The following is a 22,027-nucleotide window of genomic DNA, read 5'->3' on the forward strand; positions in this document are numbered from 1 at the left end:
GGAGCGGGGAGCGGGGAGCGGGGAGCGGGGAGCGGGGAGCGGGGAGCGGGGAGCGGGGAGGCAGCCGCTGGCTGGGGGTTGGCTGGTGGGGGGCCGTGAAGTTGGTGACAATCGGGCTCTGGGGGTGGTCGGTTGGCGGTTTTTGTGGCAATCCTGGGTTGCATGGCCGCCCCCCGCTCGCCGCTGTCGCGGCTGTTCACCGTGCTGCTCGCCGGAGTGTTGGCCGGGCTCGTCCTGGCCGTCGCCGCGCTGCCGGGCAACCTGCTGCTCGGGCTCACCGCCCGCTCCGCGCTCGGGTCGTACGCCGCGTTGCCGGCCTCGCTGAAGACCCCGGCCACGCCGCAGCGTTCGTACCTGTACGCCAACGACGGCAAGACGCTGATCACCACGTTCTACGACGTGAACCGCACCGACGTCCCGTTGTCCGAGATCGCCCCGGTGATGCGGCAGGCGATCGTGGCGGCCGAGGACCGGCGCTTCTACGACCACGGTGGCGCGGACCTGCGCGGCCTCGCCCGGGCACTGGTGGCCAACGTCAAGGGCGGCGGCACCGAACAGGGCGGCTCGACGCTGACCATGCAGTACGTCCGTAACGTGCTGAAGACCGACCCGACCCGCACCGCCGAGGAGCGCGCCGCCGCGACCGACCCGACCGTCGGTCGCAAGATCCAGGAGATCCGGTACGCGAGCGCGCTGGACAAGAGCCTCGGCAAGGACGAGATCCTCGACAGGTACCTGAACATCGCCTACTTCGGCTCCGGTGCGTACGGGATCGCGGCGGCCAGCCAGCGGTACTTCGGCAAATCTCCGGCGCAGCTGACCCTCAACGAGTCGGCACTGCTGGCCGGTCTGGTGCAGTCCCCGGACGCGTACAGCCCGATCGACGGGGACAAGGAGCAGGCGCTGGCCCGCCGGTCGTACGTGCTGGACTCGATGGTCGCCACCGGCGCGATCACCGCCGCGCAGGCCGCCCAGGCCAAGACCGAGCCGCTGGCCCTGCGCCCCACCGCACAGCCCAACGGCTGCACCGCCGTCTCCCAGGGCCACGACGACTGGGGCTACTTCTGCGACTACCTGCGCCGCTGGTGGCTGACCCAACCGGCCTTCGGGGCCACCGTCGCGGAGCGCGAGCAGGCGCTGCGCTCCGGCGGCTACACGGTGGTCACCTCGCTGGACCCGAAGATCCAGGCCACCGCGCAGCAGCAGGCCACCAAGGTCTACTCCTACGACAACAAGCGCGCCCTGCCGATCGCGGCGGTCCAGCCCGGCACCGGGCGGGTGCTGGCGATGGCGGTCAACCGGCACTACAGCCTCGCCGACAACCCGGCCGGGCAGGCGAACTACCCGCACACCGTCAACCCGTTGATCTCCGGCGGCGCCAGCGTCGACGGGTACCAGGCGGGTTCGACGTTCAAGCTGTTCACCATGCTCGCCGCGCTGGAGTCGGGCCGTACCCTCTCCACCGGTTTCGACGCTCCCGCCAAGCTGCCCACCCGGTACGCCGCCGAGGGGCCGGGCAGCTGTGACGGCCGCTGGTGCCCGGCGAACGCCAACCCGGACTGGATGGACGGGTACCGGATGATGTGGGACGGCTTCGGCCGCTCGGTGAACACCTACTTCGTCTGGCTGGCCGAACAGGTCGGCCAGGACAAGGTGGTCGAGATGGCGCAGCGGCTCGGCATCACCTTCCGTGCCGACTCGGATGCCGCCTTCGCCACGGACAACGCCAAGAACTGGGGTTCGTTCACCCTCGGCGTGGCCGCCACCACCCCCCTCGACCTGGCCAACGCGTACGCCACGGTGGCCGCCGAGGGCACCTACTGCACGCCGCTGCCGGTGGTCTCGGTGACCGGCGCGGACGGTGCGAAGGTGCCGGTCGGGCAGCCCTCCTGCAAGCGGGTTCTCGACGCCGACGTCGCCCGCGCCGCGACCGACGCGGCGCGCTGCCCGGTGGGTCAGCAGTCCGCGTTCGGGCAGTGCAACGGCGGCACCGCCACCGACGTCGACGACATCCTCGACGGCCGGCCGGTGGCCGGTAAGACGGGTAGCTCGGAGCAGAACTCCACCGAGACGTTCGTCGGCTTCACCCCGCAGGTCGCGGTGGCCGGTATCGCCGCCAACCCGGACGACCCGGCCGACTCGGTGGGGTCGGCGGTGCAGGCCAAGGTGATCGACGCGGTCGCCCGGGTCATCGCCACCGCCGTGAAGGGCCAGCCGGAGAAGGCGTTCGCCGCACCGAGCAAGGAGCTGGCCGGCGAACCACGCCGCCCGGTGGAGCGCCCAGCGGTCCCCGACCGCCAGGAGCCCACCCAGGACCCCCGCTCAGCCCTGCAACGCTGGCTGGACCGCCGAGGCTGACGCCTCAGCGTTCGCGGCGGCGGGGGCGGTAGCTGGCCAGGGTGGCGGGGAGGCCGCGGCGGATGATGCCGGCCCAGTCGGTGTCGCCGCGCAGCACCGCCGCAGCGGTGTTGCGGGCCTGCTCGGCGGTGAAGTGCGGGGGCAGCATCAGCTCGGCCGGGTCGACCAGGGCGTTGATCACCACTGGTCGGTCGGCGGTGAGCGCCCGGTCCCAGACGTCGCGCACCTGCTCCGGTGAGTCGATCAGTTCGCCGTGCAGCCCGAGCACCTCCGCCCACTGGTGGTAGGCGATGTCCGGCAACTGCTGACTGTCCGGGAACATCGGCGTTCCCTCGGTGGAGCGCTGTTCCCAGCTGACGAACGCCAGGTCCCGGTTGTTGAGCACCAGCACCACGAAGCGCGGGTCGGCCCAGCTGCGCCAGTACTTCGCCACGGTGATCAGCTCGTTGACGCCGTTCATCTGCATGGCGCCGTCGCCGATCAACGCGACCAGCGGTCGGTCCGGGTGGGCGAACTTGGCGCTCAGCGCGTACGGCATGGCACCGCCCATGGACAGCAGCGTGCCGGACAGGCTGGCCAGCATCCCGGGGCGTACCTGGATGTGCCGGGCGTACCAGGCGGTGGTGGTGCCGCAGTCGACAGCGAGCAGCACGTCGTCGGGTAGCCGTTCGTTCAGGGTGTGGAAGAGCAACTGCGGGTTGACCGGTTCGGCGCTCTGCTCGGCCAGGTCGCGTTGCACCCGGCGCCACGCGGAGGTGGCCTCGGCGACCTCCGCCCGCCAGGCGGTCGGCCCGGGGCCGGGGCCCAGCTCGTTCAGCAGCGCCCGCAGGGTGGGGCGGGCGTCGCCGGTCAGGTTCACCTCGGTCGGGTACCGCAGCCCGAGCTGGGTGCCGTCCAGGTCGATCTGCACCGCGCGGGCCTGTCCGGGCGGCGGGTAGAACTCCGAGTACGGCATGTTGCTGCCCACGATGAGCAGCCGGTCGCAGCCGTTCATCAGCTGCCAGCTGGGTCGGGTGCCGAGCAGCCCGATCGCGCCGGTCACCCACGGCTCGCGATGGTCGACGGCGGTGAAGCCGAGCAGCGCGGTGGCCACGCCGGCCCCGAGCCGGTCAGCGATCTCGCGGACCTCGTCGCGCGCGCCGAGGGCACCCTGGCCGACCAGCATGGCCACCCGCTGCCCGCCGCGCAGCACCTCGGCCGCCCGGCGTACGTCCGCCTCCGGTGGCACCGTCGGCGTGCTGCTCGGCGCGTTGCTGGTCTGGTAGTAGCCGTGCGCGTGCGGCGGGTTGGGCACGGCTGGCTCGTCCTGGATGTCCAGGGGCAGGACCAGGGCGGTGACGGTACGCCGGGCCAGCGCCGTCCGGCACGCCCGGTCGACCAGGTGGCGTACCTGCGCCGGGTTGTCGAGCTGGGCCAGGAACGCGGCGGCCACGTCCTTGTAGAGGGCGAGCAGGTCCACCTCCTGGTAGTAGCCGCCGCCCTCGGCGGTGGTCGCGGTGTGCCCGACCAGGGCGATCACCGGCTGGTGGTCGAGCTTCGCGTCGTACAGGCCGTTGAGCAGGTGGATCGCGCCCGGTCCGCTGGTCACCAGCGCGCAGCCCAGCGGGCCGCCGCCGTACTTGACGTGCGCGGAGGCGGCGAAGCCGGCGGTCTCCTCGTGGCGGACCTGGATGAACTGGGCCCGCCCGTTGGTGCGTTGCAGCGCGGAGGTCATGCCGTTGATGCCGTCGCCGGGATAGCCGAAGTAGCGGTGTACGCCCCAGCTGAACAGCCGCGACACGATGTGGTCCGCGACGGTCGGGCGCCGGGGCAGGGCACCCACTTCGCCGGGTGCCGTGTGGTCTGCGCTCACCTGGCTGGTCCTTCCCGTCGAGTCCGATACTCCGCCGGTCATTCCCCTTCTTCTTCGGACAAAACACCCCGCCGCGCGGGCGTCGGAGCGCGCTGCCCCGCGTCCGGCAGAATCGTCCGGTGCCCGTACACCAGATCACCGACCCTGACGACGACCGGATCGCCGACTACCGGGCGCTCACCGACGTCGAGCTGCGCACCCGCTGGGAACCACCGCACGGCCTGTTCATCGCCGAGGGGGAGTTGGTGCTGCGCCGGGCGCTGCGCGCGGGCTACCCGGCCCGGTCGTACCTGGTCGACGCCAAGCGGATCGACCAGCTCGCCGATCTGGACACCGGCGACGCGCCGGTCTACGCCGCCACCCAGGACGTGCTGCAACGGGCCACCGGCTTCCACGTACACCGGGGGGTGCTGGCGTCGTTCCACCGCCGGCCGCTGCCGACGGCGGCCGAGGTGCTCGCCACCGCGCGCCGGGTCGTCGTCCTGGAGGACGTGAACAACCACACCAACCTGGGCGCGATCTTCCGGGGGGCTGCCGCGCTCGGTGTCGACGCGGTGCTGCTCTCGCCGACCTGCGCCGACCCGCTGTACCGGCGCAGCGTCCGGGTCAGCATGGGTGAGGTCTTCGCGATGCCGTACGCGAAGCTCGACAGCTGGCCCGGGGGCCTGGACCAGGTGCGGGAGGCCGGCTTCACGGTGCTCGCCATGACGCCCGCGCCGGACGCCGTACCGATCCAGCTGTTGACCCCGGCGCAGCGGGAGCGGGCGGCGTTGCTGCTCGGCGCGGAGGGGCCCGGCCTCACCGCGGCGGCCCAGGCCGCCAGCGACGTGCGGGTGGTCGTTCCGATGCGCCGTGGCGTCGACTCGTTGAACGTCGCCGCCGCGGCGGCGGTGGCGTTCTGGGAGCTGGGCCGCGACGACCCGCCCTTCGGCGGCGAGTAGACCCTTCGGCTTGCATGGCCATGCGTTCTATTGCATAATTTTCCCCGTGTCCAAGGTTCTCACCTCCCTGCCCACGGGCGAACGTGTCGGCATCGCCTTCTCCGGCGGCCTCGACACCTCCGTCGCGGTCGCGTGGATGCGCGACAAGGGCGCGATTCCCTGCGCCTACACCGCCGACATCGGCCAGTACGACGAGCCCGACATCGCGTCGGTGCCCGGTCGCGCGCTCAGCTACGGCGCCGAACTCGGCCGCCTGGTCGACTGCCGCGCCGCCCTGGTCGAGGAGGGCCTGGCCGCGCTGACCTGCGGCGCCTTCCACATCCGCACCGGCGGGCGGGCGTACTTCAACACCACCCCGCTGGGCCGGGCCGTGACCGGCACCCTGCTGGTGCGCGCGATGGTCGCCGACGACGTCCAGATCTGGGGCGACGGCTCGACCTTCAAGGGCAACGACATCGAGCGGTTCTACCGCTACGGCCTGCTGGCCAACCCGATGCTGCGCATCTACAAGCCGTGGCTCGACACCGCCTTCGTCACCGAGTTGGGTGGGCGTAAGGAGATGTCGGAGTGGCTGCTGGAGCGCGGCCTGCCCTACCGGGACAGCACCGAGAAGGCGTACTCGACCGACGCCAACATCTGGGGCGCCACGCACGAGGCCAAGACCCTGGAGCACCTCGACACCGGCATCGAGACCGTCAACCCGATCATGGGTGTCCGGTTCTGGGACCCGTCGGTGGAGATCCCGACCGAGGACGTCACCGTCGGCTTCGACCAGGGCCGCCCGGTCACCATCAACGGCAAGGAGTTCGGCAGCGCCGTCGACCTGGTGCTGGAGGCCAACGCCATCGGCGGCCGGCACGGTCTGGGCATGTCGGACCAGATCGAGAACCGGATCATCGAGGCCAAGAGCCGGGGCATCTACGAGGCGCCCGGCATGGCGCTGCTGCACTACGCGTACGAGCGGCTGGTCAACGCCATCCACAACGAGGACACCCTGGCGAACTACCACAACGAGGGCCGCCGCCTCGGTCGGCTGATGTACGAGGGCCGCTGGCTGGACCCGCAGGCCCTGATGCTGCGCGAGTCGCTGCAACGGTGGGTCGGCACGGCGGTCACCGGCGAGGTGACGCTGCGGCTGCGCCGGGGCGAGGACTACTCGATCCTGGACACCACCGGCCCGTCGTTCAGCTACCACCCGGACAAGCTGTCGATGGAGCGTACCGAGGACTCGGCGTTCGGCCCGTCGGACCGGATCGGCCAGCTCACCATGCGCAACCTGGACATCGCCGACTCGCGGTCGAAGCTGGAGCAGTACGCCTCCCTCGGCCTGGTCGGCGGCGGCAACCCGCAGCGCATGATCGGGGCCGCGCAGGCCGCCTCGACCGGCTTGATCGGTGCCATGCCCCAGGGCGGCGCGGAAGCCATCGCCTCCCGGGGCGTCGCCTCGCCGGAGGACGAGGCGCTCGACCGCGCCGCTATGGAGTTCGGCGTCGACTGAGCCCGGCGGTCCCGGCCCGCGGCGGCAAGTCGAGTTCCGGCGTCACGGACGGTAGCGTGTCGGCCGTGTTCCCTACCGTCCGTGAGATCCTCGCCCTGGACCCGGTCCGCCACGGCGCGCCGCGCGTGGTCGCCGGGGACGACGGGCTGGACCGACCCGTCCGCTGGGTGCACGTGGCCGAGGTGCCGGACATCGCCACCCTGCTCGGCGGCGGTGAACTGGTGCTCACCACCGGCATCGGCCTGCCCGCGGACGACGCCGGGTTGCGCGCGTTCATCGGCGACCTCGCCGACGTCGGCGTGTCCGGGCTCGTCGTCGAGCTGGGCCGCCGCTACCTCAGCGGGGTGCCCCGGGTGATGGCCGCCGCCGCCGACCGGCGCGGGCTGCCGCTGGTGGAGCTGCGCCGGGCCACCCCGTTCGTCCGGATCACCGAGGCGGTGCACGCGCTGATCGTCGACGCGCAGCTCACCGAGCTGCGCGCCACCGAGGAGATCCACCAACGGTTCAACGACCTCTCCGTCGAAGGCGCCGACACCGCCGAGGTGATCAGGCAGGCCGCCGAGCTGTCGGGTTGCCCGGTCGTGCTGGAGAACCTGTCCCGGCAGGTGCTCGGGTACGACCCGGCGGGCGAGAGCGCCGAACTGCTGCTCGACGGCTGGGAGCAGCACTCTCGCCGGATCCGCCCGGCCGGGCGGACCGCGTACGACCTGGACAGCGGCTGGCTGGTGACCACCGTCGGCGCCCGGGGGCAGGACTGGGGTCGGCTGCTGCTGCGCTGGCCGGCCAGCGGGGACGTGCCCAGCGCCCAGGCCGGCGAACCGACCGCCGGCCCACCCACCCGGCTCACCATCCTGATCGAGCGGGCCGCGTCCACCCTCGCGTTGGGCCGGCTGATCCGCCGCGACGCCGAGGGCCTGGAACGGCAGATCCACCGCACCCTGCTCACCGCGCTGCTCGACCACTCCCGCCCGGTGGACGAGGTGGGGCTGCGCGCCAAGGCGCTCGGCGTGGTGCTCGACCGGCGTCACCTGGTCGGCGTGATGGTCCGGCACCGCGCCGACGACGCCGCCGGGGAGGTCGGCCCCGAGGCCGCCCAGGCCCGGCTGCGGGATCTCGCCGAGGCGGTCGGGCAGGCGGTGCGGGAGGCGAAGCTGACCGCGCTGACCAGCGCCGTCGACGACCACTCGGTGGGCGCGCTGCTGGCCCTACCGGACCCGGCCGCCGAGGACCGCGCGCTGTCCGCGTTCGCCAGCGCCCTTCATCGGGTACGCCTCGACGCCGGCACCGGCCGCGCGTCCACCGCCGGTGTCGACCCGGCCCGGGGTGCCGGCCCGGCTGCCGTGATCGTCGCCGCCGGATCGGGCGTGGGGAGCCTCCGGGAGGCCCGAAGGTCGCTCGTCGAGGCGCGGCAGATCGCCGAGGCGGCCCGCCGGGACCGGCGCGACCTGCCGATCTTCCGGCTACCCCACGTCGGTCTGGCGGGGTTGTTGCACCTGCTGCGCGACGAGCCCCGGTTGCAGACCTTCGTCGAACGCGAACTCGGGACGCTGCTGGAGTACGACGCCCGGCACCCCCGGGAGCAGCTGCTCGACACCCTGCGCGCCTACCTGGAGCAGGGTCGTAACAAGTCCGCCGCGGCCGCCGTCGCCCACCTGTCCCGACCGGCCTTCTACGAACGCCTGGCCCGCATCGCCCGGATCCTCGACGTGGACCTCGACTCGGTAGAGGCCGCCCTGTCGCTCCACGTAGCTCTCCTGGCCCTGGAAGCGGTCCGAGCGCCCTGACGTGGCTCCTTGTGTTGCCGATTCGGCGGCGGCGGACGGCTCGGCGTCGGGGTGAACGTCTGGGTCGGGCACGCTTTGGAGCTGATGTCGTAAACGAATCATCCCCTGGCCTTACTCGGCGGGGCGCTGACTTCGGTTGGGCCCTGGGTCCGGCCCGGTCCTGGTTCGGCCTTGGGTCCGGCCCGGTCCTGGTTCGGCCCTGGGTCCGGCCCGGCCCTGGGCCGGCCCTGGTCCGCTCGACCATGGGCCGCCCTGACGTGCTGGGCTTGGCGTGTCCCGGCCGGGGCTCGGCCTGCCTCGCTCGATTCGTTTACGACATCAGCTCCAAAGGCGCAGCGCCACACACACTCCACCGGCCAGCCGCCGCGATCATGCGACCCACGGCGGGGGGAGGGCTCGCAACACCGGCGCGGGGCCGGAGCGCGGGCCTGAACGTCTAGCGCGTCACATAAGTTGGTTCAGGGCTTTTGCGTAGGTGGGGGGGATGTGGTTGGGGCCGCCGGGGGTGAAGACGTCGGACGTGGCCACCGCGGACCAGGCCGTCGCCGGCACCGCGTCCACCAGGGCCTGGATCACCGGAGCGTCGCGCCACTGGTCCTGCTCGGCGAGCAGGCCGAGGGCCACCACCGACTCCTCGACCTCGCCCACGCACTCGAACGGCTTGTGCCCGTCCACGCCCAGCAGCTCGCGGTAGCCGGGGATCTGCGACTCGTCGGCCAGCAGGTCACCGCCGAAGATGTGGGTGACCCGTTCCCGTGGCATGAACGGCGCCATGGCCAGGAAGACGAACCGGCACTTCGGGCAGTCACGGCACCAGCGCTCACTCGCGTCGCGTAGCTTGAACGCCTGGTTGCAGCTGGTCACCACGTCGTCGTACCGGGTGAACTCGGCGAACAGCCGGGCGATGTGCAGCTCGGACAGCGACCGCAGCAGCGAGAAGTACGGTTCGGTCAGGCCCGCGTGCTCGGCCAGCGACGCCCGCAGCAGCCCCTCCGCCTCGACGCCCTTGGACCACTGGTGGTTGATCTCATGGCCGTTCCAGACCAGGTTCGGGTCGGACGCCGAACGCTCGTTGGACATCACCACCGGGCCCAACCCGTGCAGCACGGCGGTGGCCACCGCGATCAGCGAGTTGATGGCGGTGACCGGGATGTGCCCGTTCAGCGCGCCCGCCGCGTTCAGGTCGAACAGCACCGGGTCGATGCGCCGCCGGGCGGCCAGCGGGACCAGCCCGGACGCCTCGTTGACGGCGACGATCACATGGTTCGGGTTGACCGAGAACGGCACCGGGTCCAGCTCGGCGCGGCGCAGCGCCTCCAGGCTGACGATCGAGTCCTTGCCGCCGCCGACCGCCGAGAGCGGGCGACGGTCCGAGTCGTCGTACACCCGGGGCGACTCCGGGGTGCCGGCCGGCACCTCCGGGCGCAGCTGGAGCACGTGCGGCAGCTGGTTGCGGTACGCGTACTCGGCGAGGCCCTTGGTGTAGATGGCCGTGACGTAGTCGACGGTGGCCGCGCCCAGCGGCGCCGGCAGCACGAGTCGGGGCGGCGCGGCGGCCTTGTAGTAACTGACCCCGGCGACGAGGTGCAGCACCTCCAGCACCCGGTTGAGGGTCGCCACCGTCTCGTCGGACGGCGGCTCCGCCGGCAGTGGAAGCGTGATCACCTCGGTGAACCGCTGCTCACCGGCCGGGCCGGTCAGGGCGTAGTCGAACAACACCTCGCCGGTGGCGAAGTCGATCGAGTAGGACGGGAAGGTGAAGGCGTCCATCCGCCGGAGCTGCTCGTTGGGCACACGCCATACTAGGCCCTGGTTCGTCCGGCCGTGTCCGGACCGGGCCCTGCCCGCCGCCGCCGTGACCCCCGAGGAGATCCTCGTGCGCCTTTCTGACCTGCGCGGTCGTTCCGTCGCCGTCTGGGGCACCGGCCGGGAGGGCCGGGCCGCTGTGACCGCCATCGCCGCGCACGGTCCGGCCGAGCTGGTCGCCGTCGACGACAGCGCGAACTTCCTGTCGCTGCCCTGGGACGGTCCGCTGGCCGAGGCGGCGCCGCTGGTCACCGGTGAGGCGGGCTTCGAACGGCTGGCCGCCGCGGACGTGGTGGTCCGTTCCCCGGGCGTGCCGCAGACCCACCCGTGGCTGGTCGAGCTGCGCCGACGCGGGATCATGGTGACCCAGGGCACCGCGCTGTGGATGGCCGACCACGCCGCGCGCACCGTGGGGGTCACCGGCAGCAAGGGCAAGAGCACCACCTCCAGCCTGATCAGTCACCTGCTCACCGCGATGGGCCGGCCCAACGTCTTCGGCGGCAACATCGGGGTGCCGACCCTGGACCTGCCGGAGGCGGAGCTGTACGTGCTGGAGCTGTCCAGCTACCAGTGCAGCGACCTCACCGACTCGCCCCGGGTGGCAGTGGTCACCGCGCTGTTCCCCGAGCACCTGGACGCGCACGGTGGGGAGCGGGAGTACTACCGGGACAAACTGAACCTGCTGGCCCACGACCCGCAGACGATCGTGGTCAACGGTGCCGACCCCCGACTGGCCGCGGAGCTGGGTGAGCTGCCGGCGATCCGGGCCGGTCGCCCCGACACCTTCCACGTCGCCACCGGCGCCGACGGCACGCAGTGGTTCCACGTCGGCGACCAGCCGCTCTTCCCGCGCGCCGTGCTGCCGCTGGTCGGCCGGCACAACGAGGGCAACCTCTGCGTCGCGCTCGCCGTGCTGGACGCGCTCGGCGTGGACGTGCTGGCCGGCAAGGACCACCTCGCCGTCGCCGTCGCCGAGTTCCAGGGGTTGGCCCACCGGCTCACCGAGATCACCGACCCGTCCGGGTTGACGTTCGTCGACGACACCCTGGCCACCAGCCCGTACGCGGCCATGCACGCCATCGACGCGTACGACGGGCGGCCGTTGACGGTGATCGTCGGGGGCAACGACCGAGGTCTGGACTACACGCCGCTGGCCGAGCACCTGGCCGAGCGGGAGCTGACCGTGATCGGGATCCCGGACAGCGGCGCCCGCATCGTCGAGGTGCTCGCCAACCTGCCGAAGGTGCGTACCGAACTGGTCGACGACCTGGTGGCGGCGGTCCGGCTGTCCCGCGAGGTGACACCGGCCGGCGGGGTGGTGCTGCTCTCCCCGGCCGCGCCCAGTTACGGACGGTTCCGCAACTACGAGCACCGCTCCGAGGTGTTCGCCCAGGCCGTCGCCGACACCGCCCGCTGACTCAGCCCCGGTCGACCGGGCTGGGGTCCGGTGACCGCATCCCGGGCAGCAGCACTGTGTCGGCGGCGTCCTCGTGCTCGTTCTCGTCCTCGTCCGACGCGGGTTTCGTCGCGGCGCCGGTGGGAGGGTGGTCCTTGTCCGGAGTCCAGGCGAAAGCGAGTGCCCCGCCGATCAGGGCCAGCAGCATCCCGACCAGGAAGCCGCCCAGGTTCGAGGTCAACCAGGAGACCAGCCCGAGCACCAGCGAGATCACGGCGTAGAAGACCCGCTGCTGCGGGGTGGTGATCAGCAGGACGCCGCAGATCACGAGGATGGTGGGCACCAGGTATGCGGCGAGCCCCTGCGGTCCGATGTGCAGCAGCACCCCGAGCGGTGCGCGCAGGGTCGCCAGCATCTCGGCGCCCCCGAGGGCGATCAGCACTGCGGCGGTGAACGGGCGGGCCCGCCGCCAGCGGCGCCACCGCCCGCGGGTTTCGCGGACGGCCGGCGCCGTCTGGTGTTGTTCGGTGCTCATGTCAGCACCCGTCGGAGGTGAACGCCATGCGCAGGTTGGGCAGGTTGAAGACGGCAGCGGTGGTGGCGTAGTTGTTCTGCCGCAGGTTCTCGATGACGATCGAGTCCGCCTGCTGGGAGAAGACGCCGGGGTTACCCTTCACACCGGGCACCTTGTCCAGGGTGCTGGCGTCCTGCCCGATGTCGATGTTCCGGAAAGCGGCGTTGCCGGCGATCTCGTCGCCGTCGACCACAAGGGTCCGGGCGGTGACCGGTTTGTCGCCGTTGCCGGCGGTGATCTTGAGGAAGACACCGCCGAGGTTGATGCTCTGGCAGAGGTTGGTCAGCTCCGCCTTGTCGATCGCCGAGACCATCACCAGGACCTGTCCACCGGTGTCGCCCTGGTTGGGGCTGTCCGGGATCATCTGGTCGAGGGTGGCGAACTGCTCGAACCCGGTGCCGGTGAGCCTGTCGGCGGTGACCGTGAACGGCATGCCCGAGATGGCGAACTGCGCGCCCAGCACGCCCTGGGCGGTCAGCATGATCATGCCGGCGGCGCCCGCCACGACGATGCCGAACGTGGCGGCGAACCGACGCCAACGCGTGCCACTGCGCGGCGGCCCGGGTGCGACGGGTGTGGTTTCCTCCGACATGGCGGCTCCCCTTAAGATCGATTCATCGGCGACAATGGGAATTGCATCCCTGACCCGCGTTCTGTGGGCGCAGAGCCGAAGTTACCGCCGAGTAAAGGAGAGGTCAACGGCACGTGACGGCCATTTGGGCGGTATTTGTTAAATGTGGCCAAGGTGAGAAACCGCTGCGGTTTCCGACCGTGTGATCAGGAGGGGTGGGTCGGTGCGCATGGCGCGGTCGTACTCGGGCCGTCGTCCGGCCGTATCGGCCGGGTCGCCTGAATCGCGGCCTCGGTGCCCAGGAACGGCGCCATGGCCGCGTAGGTGAGCACCGGCAGCAGTTGCGGCAACTCCGCCGCCCGACCCCGCGCCACACGGCCGCGGACAGTGGCGTAGATGCCGCCGACCACTGTGGACACCAGCTCGTCGCGGCCCACCTCGGCGAGCGCCGGCCCCGAGCCGGCGTCGACGAAGAACCGACGGAAGCTGGTGAGCAGCGCGTCGCGCTCGCGGCGGGCGTCGGGGCCGGCCGCGTCCACCTCGACGAGCGCCATCCGGGCGAACGCCGGAACGCTCGCCAGCACCTCCAGCAGGGTGCGCAGCGCGGCGCGTGCCGCGTCCGGCCAGGTCGGGCCAGCCTCGCGGTAGGCGTTCTCCATCAGTTGTGACACCACGGCGATCCCGTGCCGGTACGCGGCGAGAAAGGCGTCCTCCTTGCCCGTGAACAGGGCGTAGAAGGCCGGCCGGGTCACGCCGGCGGCTTGGCAGATGTCGCTGACCCGGGCGTTGTCGTAGCCCTTCGTCGCCACCTCGTGCACGAGCCCGTCGAAGAGGCGGTCTCGCTGGGTCGCGGCCACGACCTCTGCGGAGACCCGTCGCGGGCCGCGCTTGATCGCGCGGTCCGGGTCGCGGCCCGGGCGTGCACCCGGCAGGGGCGCCGGCGCCGGCTGAGGGTGGCTCTGCGTGGTCAATTCATTGACCTCCGTTGATTCATTGACTTTGCGACCCTCCGGGGTTTATAACTTTCCTCACGCTCAGTTCGCTCCCCGTCACCTTTGGTGATCTCCCCGGATGGTCACCCTGACTCGTCGAAGGAGGGCTCGATGGCTGTCATTATCGCCGAACACGAACGCTCTCCCAATGCCGGAAAGGCGCAGGTGACGCGGCTACGCCGCAGTGCACCACGCCGACCCGCCCGCTGATCCGCGGCACCTCCGTCACCCGCGCCCGACCCGACGGTCGCCCGGCGCCTCCTCCACCACCACCGCCGTCCACCTCGGACGGCCATGATCGCCGCCCGGCGTGCCCGCCCGGCGGTGACCGCCTGCGCGGTCCGCTCGTTCCCGTCCCGCCACCGGAAGGAAGCACCATGCTCAGGTACGGAAAAATCGGCGGGGGTCTCGTCGCCCTCGCGCTGCTGACCGGTCTCGTAGCCGCCCCGCCAGCCTCCGCCGACCCGTCAGCCGCGCTCGCCGGCAACGTCCTGACCTACCCCACGGCTGGCGGCACCGCCGTCGCCGTCAACGACGTCATCCAGGCCAGCCTCAAGACCGGCACCAACGCCACCTTCTACAGCTCCACCTCGGGCACCACCGGCATCAAGTGCGCCGCGTCCAGCTTCAGCGCCAAGGTGCTCACCAACCCGACCGCCCCGGGCACCGCCACCGAGAGCCTCACCGCCCAGAGCTTCGGCACCTGCACCACCAACGTGTTCGGCACCACCGGGGTGCAGAGCATCGCCCTCAACAACCTGCCGTACGCCACCTCCGTCACCAGCGCCGGCGTGGTCAAGATCTCCGGCACCACGGCGGCGCCGGTGCAGAGCACCGTCGTGCTGAACTCGTTGCTCGGCACGATCACCTGCGTCTACCGGACCAGCACCAACAGCCTCACCGGCACGGCGGCCAACGCCACCAACTCGATCACCTTCGCCAATCAGCCGTTCACCAAGTTCTCCGGCCCGTCCCTCTGCTTCGGCACCGCGTACTTCTCGGCGACGTACTCGCCGGTGCGCGACAGCACCAAGGGCAACGCCGCCGTCTACGTGAACTGACCATGCTCCACCGGGCCGGCGCGCGGGCGATCCGCCGTGCGCCGGCCCTCGACCATGCCCGGGTCAGCCGGCGACCAGCGCCGCGTGCAGGGCCCGCATCGACCGGACGGCCGAGCGGATCTCCTGCAGGTAGCGGCCGGGGCTGAGCGTCTGCTCCGGCAGCCGGGCCAGGCCGGGCAGGGTGGGGTCCACCCCGACGGTGTCGATCCCGCAGCCGTACGGCAGGGCCAGGGTGCGCAGCGCGTCGCAGTGCTGGAACGGCACGTAGATCGGCGCGGTGAGCATCAGCACCTGATCGCCCGGGGCGACCTGGGCGTGCCCGGCCCAGAAACGCTGCGTGTCCGCGGTGTGCGCCCGCCGCAGGTGCGGTTCGCTCGACGGCGCCGCCAGCACCCGTACCGGCGGCAGGCCCCTGGGGTGGTAGGTCCGCGACGACCAGGAGTGGTGCGGGTGGCCTGCGTCGACCCCGTCGCGCTCCGCCGGGACGGCCACCCCGAACGCCCGCCGGACCGCCGTGTCCAGCACGTCCACCTCGGTGTCGTCGGCCGGCAGGCCAGCGTCGGCCAGCGTCGCGCGTTCCCACTCGGACAGCGGCCGGAAGCTGCCCAGCACGGCCACCTCGCCGCCCACCGCCAGCCCGGCACGCAGCAGGTGCGCGGCGTAGGTGACGCGGCGCACGCAGGCGTGTGCCAGGCCGCCGAGCACCACCAGGTGGGCGTACGCGCCACGGGTCGGCGGCACCGGATGGACCAGCCCGAGCGCGGCTGCCGCGTCGAGCACCAGCGCGGCGGTGGCCGGATCGAGGTCGGGTTCGCGCGCGTCGGGCCGTTCCCGGCCACCCCGGAAGTCCCAGTGTCGGGCGGAGAACTCGTCCAGGAATCGGAGCACCTCGGTGAGATCGCCGTCGGGCCAGGCGCCGCCGAAGCGGGCGACCAGGCCGCGGAGCGGATCCGCGCAGACCCAGCCGGCGATGCCGGCGGCGGGCTCGCCCGGCGCACCGACGGGCAGCGGTACGGGCAGCTCGGGCACCGCCGGATCGTACCGGGGAGTGGTTGTCGTCCCGTCGTACCCTGACAGCAGCCGGCGCCCGGGAGGTACCTCGATGGCCGATCTGCTTCGCCGATCCCGCCCCGGCCGGGTCGGTTCGGCGGGCGGGATCGTCCGGCTGCTGGCGCACACCGACCCGGTCGCGTTGGTCGGCATCCTGCTGTCCGTCTCGCTGTCCGTGACGTTGGACCTGACCAACGCGGCAACCGGCGTGGAGTCGTTGCTCGCTGGGCTGATGGGCACCACCATCTCGCTGCTGGTCGACTCGCTGGCCCGCGCCGAGCGCCGGTTCCACCTGCGGACGCTGCTGGAGGGGCCGCCGTGGCTGGTGCACGCCGTGCCGGAGGTGGTCACCGGCACCCGTGAGGCGGTCGAGCGGCATCCGGGCAGTCGGGTGGCCGAGGAGGCCCGCCGCCGGTTCGAACGGTTCCGCGCGGAGACCGAGCAACTGCGCGTCGGTCGGATCATCCGGCCCGGCGGCGACTGCCAGGACCTGCTCGGGGGCACCCGCGAGTGCCGACAGCGGTTGGACGCGGTGACGAACGTGATGCCGAGGGCCAGTGGCGAGCTGAGCTGGTGGCGCAGCGAGATCGGCCGGCACTACTGGGCGACGAACATCGAGGCGCTGGCTCGTGGCGTCCAGGTCACCCGGATCTTTCTGCACGCTGGGCTCACCGACGAGCTGACCGACCTGGTGCGGGCGCAGCGGCGGGCCGGGGTGCGGGTGGGTCTGTTGCCGTGGGGCGTGGTCGACGCGTCCCGGCACGTCAACCTGACGCTGTGGGACGGTACGGCGTGCTGGGAGGGTCGGATGAGCGCGCACGGCGAGATCACCGAGAACCAGTTCTCGGTGAATGCCGGGGATCTGGCCCGGCTGACCGACGTCTTCGAGGTCTGCGTCGAGGCGGCGACCTTCCTCGACTGACCGCGACCGGAGGGTGTGCCCCCGATGACCGTTCAGGCCGTGCTGCTGGTGACCGCGGTTGTCTGGGCGGTCAGCCTGATCCGATCGGTACGACTGCGGGCGCTCGTCTACAGTCTTCCGCTGCCGATGACGCTGGCCCTGATGAGCACCGGGCATCGGGTTGAGGGCGCGCAACTGCTCGGGGTGCTCGGCCTCAACCTGTTCTTCGTCGTCGTGACAGTCACCCACCACCGGCTGCGCTGGCCGATCCTGCTCGCCGACGCCGCCGGGATCGTCGCGTACGTGGCGTTCAGCGCCGTCCTGCTCGCCGTGCCGGTGCCGTTCGAGTTGGCGTTGGCCGGGTCGGTGACGCTGTGGGGGCTGGCCATGCTGCTGCTACGCCGAAACCGCCCCGCCGCGTCGCCGCAACCGTCGGGCCCGCTCGCGGCGCAGGGGCGTCGGATGCCGGCGCCGGTCAAGCTGCTGGTGATCCTGGTGGGCGCGACACTCACCGGGCTGCTCGGCGAGGTGCTGCGCGCCATGGTGGTGACGTTTCCGTACTCGGGGGTGCTGGTGGCCGTCGAGGGTCGCCGAGACCTGGTGGCGTTCACGCGGCACTTCGCCCGCAACAGCCTGGCGCTCGTTGGTTTCCTCGCCGCGTACCACTGGTGGCAGGACCATTCGACGGTCGCCGCGCTGGTGGCCGGCTGGTTGGCGTTCACGATGCTGGCCGTGGCGCTGCACGCGTCGACGTCCTTGGGCGTGGTTCGGCGTCGGGCCGCGCTGGGCGCCGCCGGACGAGGCGTGCCGGGTGTCTGACGCACTGTCAGGAGCGGATGCCTGCTGCGCTACACAGTGGCAGTTGTTCGCCTCGGCTGGCGGTGGGAGCGTGCGGTATCCACGAACGCCGCTGAAGGGTTGCCACGATGACCGACGACCTGCTGGCCCGGCACCGGGCCGTGCTCCCGTCCTGGATGCCGCTGTACTACGCCGAGCCGATCGAGCTGGTGTCCGGCTCGGGCCGCCGGGTCACCGACGCGCAGGGTCGCAGCTACCTGGACTTCTTCGGCGGGGTGCTGACCAACATGATCGGGTACGACATCCCGGAGATCCGGGAGGCCGTCGAGCGGCAGTTGGCCACCGGCATCGTGCACACCTCGACGCTCTACCTGATCCGCCAACAGGTGGAGCTGGCCGAGAAGATCGCCCAGCGCTCCGGCATCCCGGACGCCCGGGTGTTCTTCACCAACTCCGGCACGGAGGCGAACGAGGCGGCGCTGCTGGTCGCCACCAACCACCGCCGATCGCACCAGGTCCTGGCCGTGCGCAACAGTTACCACGGCCGGTCGTACGCGGCGATGGGGGTCACCGGCAACCGCAACTGGTCGGCCAGCGGCCTCAACCCGCTCCAGGTGGCCTGGCTGCACTCGGGCGACCGGGTGCGCGGGCTGCTGGCCCGGCTCAGCGCCGACGAGCAGGTCGACGCGGCGGTGGAGGACCTGCGCGAGGTGCTGGCCACCCAGACCGCCGGTGACGTGGCCGCGCTGATCGCCGAGCCGATCCAGGGCGTGGGCGGGTTCGTGCACCCGCCGGACGGGCTCTTCGCCGGCTGGAAGAAGGTCCTCGACGAGCACGGCATCCTGTTCATCGCCGACGAGGTGCAGACCGGCTGGGGGCGTACCGGGGAGCACTTCTGGGGTTACCAGGCGCACGGCGTCACCCCGGACCTGCTCACCTTCGCCAAGGGCATCGGCAACGGCTTCGCCCTCGCCGGGGTGGTCGGTCGGGCCGAGGTGCTGGAGTCGGTGGCGGCCATCAGCTTCTCCACCTTCGGCGGCAACCCGATCTCCACGGCGGCCGGCAACGCGGTGCTCGACTATCTCCTGGAGCACGACCTCCAGGCGAACGCGGCCCGCGTCGGCGCGATCCTCGCCGACGGCCTGCGGTCCGCGGTGGGTGGGCTCGACTGCGTCGCCGAGGTACGCGGAAAGGGGCTGATGCTCGGCGTCGAGTTCGTCCGATCGGGCACCAGCGAACCGGACCCGGCGTTGACCAACCGGGTCTTCGAGGCCGCCCGGGAGGGTGGTCTGCTGGCCGGCAAGGGCGGCCTGCACGGCAACGTGCTGCGGATGGGTCCACCGTTGACGCTGACCGAGGCGGAGGCCCGGGAGGGCCTGGCGATCCTCGTCGACGCGATCCGCTCGTGCGCGGGGGTGGCGGCATGAGCATCGGTCACTTCATCGACGGCAAGCGGGTCGGCGGCACGTCGGCGCGGCGCGGCGACGTGTTCGATCCGGCGACCGGTCGGCGTACCGCCGAGGTCGAGCTGGCCTGCACCGCGGACGTCGACGTCGCGGTGCAGGCCGCCGCCCGCGCGGCGCGGGCCTGGCGGGACGCGTCGTTGGCGAAGCGCTCGGCGGTGCTGTTCGCCTTCCGGGAGTTGGTGCACGCCCGCCGGGACCGGCTTGCCGAGGTGATCACCGCCGAGCACGGCAAGGTGCTCGCCGACGCCGCGGGCGAGGTGCAGCGCGGCCTGGAGGTCATCGAGTACGCGTGTGGGCTGCCGTCGGCGCTGCGCGGCGCGTTCAGCGAGAACGTGTCGACCGAGGTCGACTCGTACACGATCCGGCAGCCGCTCGGGGTGGTGGCGGTGATCTCGCCGTTCAACTTCCCGGTGATGGTGCCGCTGTGGTTCGTGCCGGTGGCGGTGGCCTGCGGCAACGCGGTGGTTCTCAAGCCGAGCGAGAAGGACCCGAGCGCGTCGCTGCTGCTGGCGGAGTGGTTCGCCGAGGCGGGCCTGCCCGACGGGGTGCTGAACGTGGTGAACGGTGACAAGGAAGCGGTCGACGCGTTGCTGGAGCACCCGGAGGTGCGGTCGGTGTCGTTCGTCGGCTCCACCCCGATCGCCCGGTACGTCTACCAGCGCGGGACGGCCGCCGGTAAGCGGGTGCAGGCGCTCGGTGGGGCGAAGAACCACATGGTGGTGCTCCCGGACGCCGACCTGGACCTGGCCGCCGACGCGGCGGTCAACGCCGGGTTCGGTTCGGCGGGGGAGCGGTGCATGGCCATCTCGGTGCTGGTGGCGGTGGAGCCGGTGGCGGACGAGTTGGTCGAGCGGATCGCCGAGCGGATGGCCGGTCTGCGCACCGGCGACGGTCGACGGGGCTGCGACATGGGCCCGCTGGTGACCGCCGCGCACGCGGCGAAGGTGCGCTCCTACGTGGACGCGGGTGTGGCCGCCGGCGCGGTGCCGGTGGTGGACGGGCGGGACGTGACGCCGGACGGCGACCCGGACGGTTTCTGGCTCGGCCCGACGCTGTTCGACAGGGTGACCCCGGACATGTCGATCTACACCGACGAGGTCTTCGGGCCGGTGCTGAGTGTGGTCCGGGTCGGCTCGTACGACGAGGCGGTGGAACTGGTCAACGCCAGCCCGTACGGCAACGGCACGGCGATCTTCACCAACGACGGCGGCGCGGCCCGCCGCTACCAGCACGAGGTGGAGGTGGGCATGGTCGGGATCAACGTGCCGATTCCGGTGCCGATGGCGTACCACTCGTTCGGCGGCTGGAAGTCGTCGCTCTTCGGTGACCTGCACGCGCACGGTGAGGACGGGGTGCGGTTCTTCACCCGGGGCAAGGTCGTCACCAGTCGCTGGTTGGATCCCCGGCACGGCGGGGTCAACCTCGGGTTCCCCACCCAGACCTGAGCAGTCGCAGCACGCCCGCCCCGGCCAGGTACGCCACCAGCGCCGGGACGGGCGTGCCGAGCGGCTCCGGGGCCCGCTGCGGTGTGGCGCTGTTGATCAGCAACGCGGCCACCACGGCGGCGTAGCCGGCCACCGCCAACGCCGCCCGGGCGGGGCTGCCCCGGGTCCGGCGTCCGGTGCGGTGCCGGGCGCTGCGCGCCTCCACCGGGCCGAAGATGGCGACGAGCGCCACCAGGACGGCGCTGAGCAGCAGCAGCCAGGGCACCCGCCAGGCCCACCAGGCGGCAGTGTCGACCGCCGGGGCGGGCAGCGTCCCGACCGCGTCGAGCATCCCGATCAGCAGGATCGCGGCAGTGAGGTGCCAGAGGAAGACGGTCAGCACCACCAGGTTGACCCCGATCACCAGCTGCCACGGCCCGGTGCGCCGTAGCAGCCGCTCCGCCGGGCCGCGCAGCAGCAGGATCACCCCGAGCTGGCCGGCGGCGACGGCCAGCAACGCGAGGCTGGGCGGCGCGCTGTTGTCGAACCGTTCGTCGGGCACCTTGAGCATGACCACGGGCCACGGGCCGAGCACGGTGAGCAGCAGCGCCGCACCAATCCCAGCGGTCAGGAACACCAGGCCGGCCCGGCGGGAGGTGGGCAGCCGTCGTCGGCGTACCCCGGGACGGTCGGGTGTCGACGGCCCGGCGGCGTCGGCCTCGGCGGGTGGTGGCGCGGTCTGGCCAGCCGGGCCGGTCGACGGCTGCGGCGGCGCGGCCCGACGGGCGGGCGGCACGGTGCGGGTGTCGTGCCAGGCGAAGCCGAGCTGGTGGACGGCGAGCCATCCGAACAGGTAGTTGCCGTAACTCAGCTCCTCCGGCCCGATCAGCCGGCCGAGGTCGCCGAGGCCGACCAGAACCACCAGGACCAGCGGCACGGCCAGGCCGAGACGGCGGTGCAGCGCGTACATCGCCGGGGTGAGCACGACCGCCGCCAGGTAGGCGACCAGGAACCAGAGCGGAATGGTGGCGAACCAGACGACCTCGCGGATCCGGGTCGGCTCGGCACCACGCAGCCAGGCGGCCGCCGCCGCGGCGGTGAGCACCAGCAGCAGTGTGCTGGTGGGGCGGACCAGGCGGGCACTGCGGTCGATCAACCAGCCGGGTGCGTCGCCGCCGCGGGCCCGCAGCCGGGTCAGCGAGGCCGCGTTGGCGTACCCCCCGACCAGGAAGAAGACCGGCATGACCTGGGCCAGCCAGGTCAGCGGGTACGCCCAGCGCAGGTCGCCGAGTGCGGAGTGGCCGGTGGCCTGCCCGGCGGCGTCGCGCCCGATCACCGTGACGCTCCAGTGTCCGAAAACGACCATGGTGATGGCGAGCGCGCGGAGCAGGTCGACGTACCGTTCCCGCCCAGCCGGGGTGTGCTCGGCCAGCTGGCGCAGACGGCGCATCGCCTCAGGCTAGGCGACCCGGCGACGGCTGGTGGTGATAACGGTTCGACAGTCAGGACTTGAAGTCCGGGCCCGGCTGTCGTAGAAATTCTTCAGCAACAGAGC

Annotated in this window: 17 protein-coding genes; 10 read left to right on the forward strand and 7 right to left on the reverse strand. The window is 72.1% G+C overall.

Annotated elements, in window-relative coordinates:
* Window positions 1–162: 162 nt before the first annotated feature.
* Entirely contained in the window at window positions 163–2,358 is a 2,196-nt protein-coding gene (locus IF22_RS0130270) for a transglycosylase domain-containing protein (protein ID WP_030337754.1), read from the forward strand.
* Window positions 2,359–2,362: 4 nt separating this feature from the next.
* Here IF22_RS0130270 and IF22_RS0130275 read toward each other — a convergent pair whose 3' ends face one another.
* Window positions 2,363–4,210, reverse strand: coding sequence for a thiamine pyrophosphate-requiring protein (locus IF22_RS0130275; RefSeq protein ID WP_051708878.1), 1,848 nt, complete (start codon window positions 4,208–4,210; stop codon window positions 2,363–2,365).
* Window positions 4,211–4,302: 92 nt separating this feature from the next.
* On the opposite strand from IF22_RS0130275, the gene IF22_RS0130280 reads away from it, so the two are divergent.
* The 3 genes from IF22_RS0130280 to IF22_RS0130290 all read left to right on the forward strand — a co-directional run bounded on the left by IF22_RS0130280 (window position 4,303) and on the right by IF22_RS0130290 (window position 8,433).
* Window positions 4,303–5,151, forward strand: coding sequence for a TrmH family RNA methyltransferase (locus tag IF22_RS0130280; protein WP_245233776.1), 849 nt, complete (start codon window positions 4,303–4,305; stop codon window positions 5,149–5,151).
* A 46-nt stretch (window positions 5,152–5,197) separates the two neighbouring features.
* Window positions 5,198–6,649 carry an argininosuccinate synthase gene (gene argG / locus IF22_RS0130285; RefSeq protein WP_030337757.1) on the forward strand — a complete coding sequence of 484 codons (1,452 nt, stop codon included), beginning with the start codon at window positions 5,198–5,200 and terminating at the stop codon, window positions 6,647–6,649.
* Between the two features lie 65 nt (window positions 6,650–6,714).
* Window positions 6,715–8,433 carry a PucR family transcriptional regulator gene (locus IF22_RS0130290; RefSeq protein WP_483414223.1) on the forward strand — a complete coding sequence of 573 codons (1,719 nt, stop codon included), beginning with the start codon at window positions 6,715–6,717 and terminating at the stop codon, window positions 8,431–8,433.
* Between the two features lie 444 nt (window positions 8,434–8,877).
* Here the strand turns inward: IF22_RS0130290 and IF22_RS0130295 are convergent, their stop codons facing one another.
* A complete protein-coding gene (locus IF22_RS0130295; protein WP_030337759.1) occupies window positions 8,878–10,227 on the reverse strand; it encodes a MurL-like N-terminal domain-containing in 1,350 nt (449 codons plus the stop codon).
* A gap of 82 nt (window positions 10,228–10,309) precedes the next feature.
* Between IF22_RS0130295 and murD the strand changes: the two genes are divergently transcribed.
* A complete protein-coding gene (gene murD, locus IF22_RS0130300) occupies window positions 10,310–11,656 on the forward strand; it encodes a UDP-N-acetylmuramoyl-L-alanine--D-glutamate ligase (RefSeq protein ID WP_030337760.1) in 1,347 nt (448 codons plus the stop codon).
* Between the two features lies 1 nt (window position 11,657).
* Here murD and IF22_RS0130305 read toward each other — a convergent pair whose 3' ends face one another.
* From IF22_RS0130305 to IF22_RS0130315, 3 genes are all read right to left on the reverse strand, one after another.
* Complete coding sequence (locus IF22_RS0130305; protein ID WP_245233774.1) at window positions 11,658–12,170, reverse strand: DUF6114 domain-containing protein; 513 nt, start codon at window positions 12,168–12,170, stop codon at window positions 11,658–11,660.
* A gap of 1 nt (window position 12,171) precedes the next feature.
* Window positions 12,172–12,801: a DUF6230 family protein gene (locus IF22_RS0130310; protein ID WP_030337762.1), complete on the reverse strand. Its 630-nt coding sequence runs from the start codon at window positions 12,799–12,801 to the stop codon at window positions 12,172–12,174.
* Between the two features lie 185 nt (window positions 12,802–12,986).
* The gene (locus tag IF22_RS0130315; RefSeq protein WP_245233775.1) at window positions 12,987–13,637 is read right to left on the reverse strand and encodes a TetR/AcrR family transcriptional regulator; all 651 of its coding nucleotides are present in this window, start codon (window positions 13,635–13,637) and stop codon (window positions 12,987–12,989) included.
* Between the two features lie 512 nt (window positions 13,638–14,149).
* Between IF22_RS0130315 and IF22_RS0130320 the strand changes: the two genes are divergently transcribed.
* Window positions 14,150–14,833, forward strand: coding sequence for a hypothetical protein (locus tag IF22_RS0130320; RefSeq protein WP_030337764.1), 684 nt, complete (start codon window positions 14,150–14,152; stop codon window positions 14,831–14,833).
* Between the two features lie 63 nt (window positions 14,834–14,896).
* On the opposite strand, the gene IF22_RS0130325 is transcribed toward IF22_RS0130320, so the two are convergent.
* Window positions 14,897–15,862, reverse strand: coding sequence for a hypothetical protein (locus IF22_RS0130325; RefSeq protein WP_167337355.1), 966 nt, complete (start codon window positions 15,860–15,862; stop codon window positions 14,897–14,899).
* Between the two features lie 73 nt (window positions 15,863–15,935).
* Between IF22_RS0130325 and IF22_RS0130330 the strand changes: the two genes are divergently transcribed.
* The 4 genes from IF22_RS0130330 (at window position 15,936) to IF22_RS0130345 (ending at window position 20,493) form a co-directional block, all read left to right on the forward strand.
* A complete protein-coding gene (locus IF22_RS0130330; RefSeq protein ID WP_030337766.1) occupies window positions 15,936–16,805 on the forward strand; it encodes a hypothetical protein in 870 nt (289 codons plus the stop codon).
* Window positions 16,806–16,829: 24 nt separating this feature from the next.
* On the forward strand, window positions 16,830–17,603 hold the full coding sequence (locus IF22_RS0130335) for a hypothetical protein (protein ID WP_030337767.1): 774 nt from the start codon (window positions 16,830–16,832) through the stop codon (window positions 17,601–17,603).
* A 107-nt stretch (window positions 17,604–17,710) separates the two neighbouring features.
* The gene (locus IF22_RS0130340) at window positions 17,711–19,009 is read left to right on the forward strand and encodes an aspartate aminotransferase family protein (protein WP_030337768.1); all 1,299 of its coding nucleotides are present in this window, start codon (window positions 17,711–17,713) and stop codon (window positions 19,007–19,009) included.
* Window positions 19,006–20,493, forward strand: a complete 1,488-nt coding sequence (locus IF22_RS0130345) for a CoA-acylating methylmalonate-semialdehyde dehydrogenase (RefSeq protein ID WP_030337769.1) — start codon at window positions 19,006–19,008, stop codon at window positions 20,491–20,493. Before IF22_RS0130340 ends, IF22_RS0130345 begins: the two co-directional genes overlap by 4 nt.
* Here the strand turns inward: IF22_RS0130345 and IF22_RS0130350 are convergent.
* Window positions 20,465–21,922, reverse strand: a complete 1,458-nt coding sequence (locus IF22_RS0130350; protein WP_030337770.1) for an acyltransferase family protein — start codon at window positions 21,920–21,922, stop codon at window positions 20,465–20,467. The genes IF22_RS0130345 and IF22_RS0130350 overlap by 29 nt on opposite strands.
* Between the last annotated feature and the right edge of the window lie 105 nt (window positions 21,923–22,027).

The organism is Micromonospora parva (assembly GCF_000718515.1).
GTDB lineage: Bacteria > Actinomycetota > Actinomycetes > Mycobacteriales > Micromonosporaceae > Micromonospora > Micromonospora parva.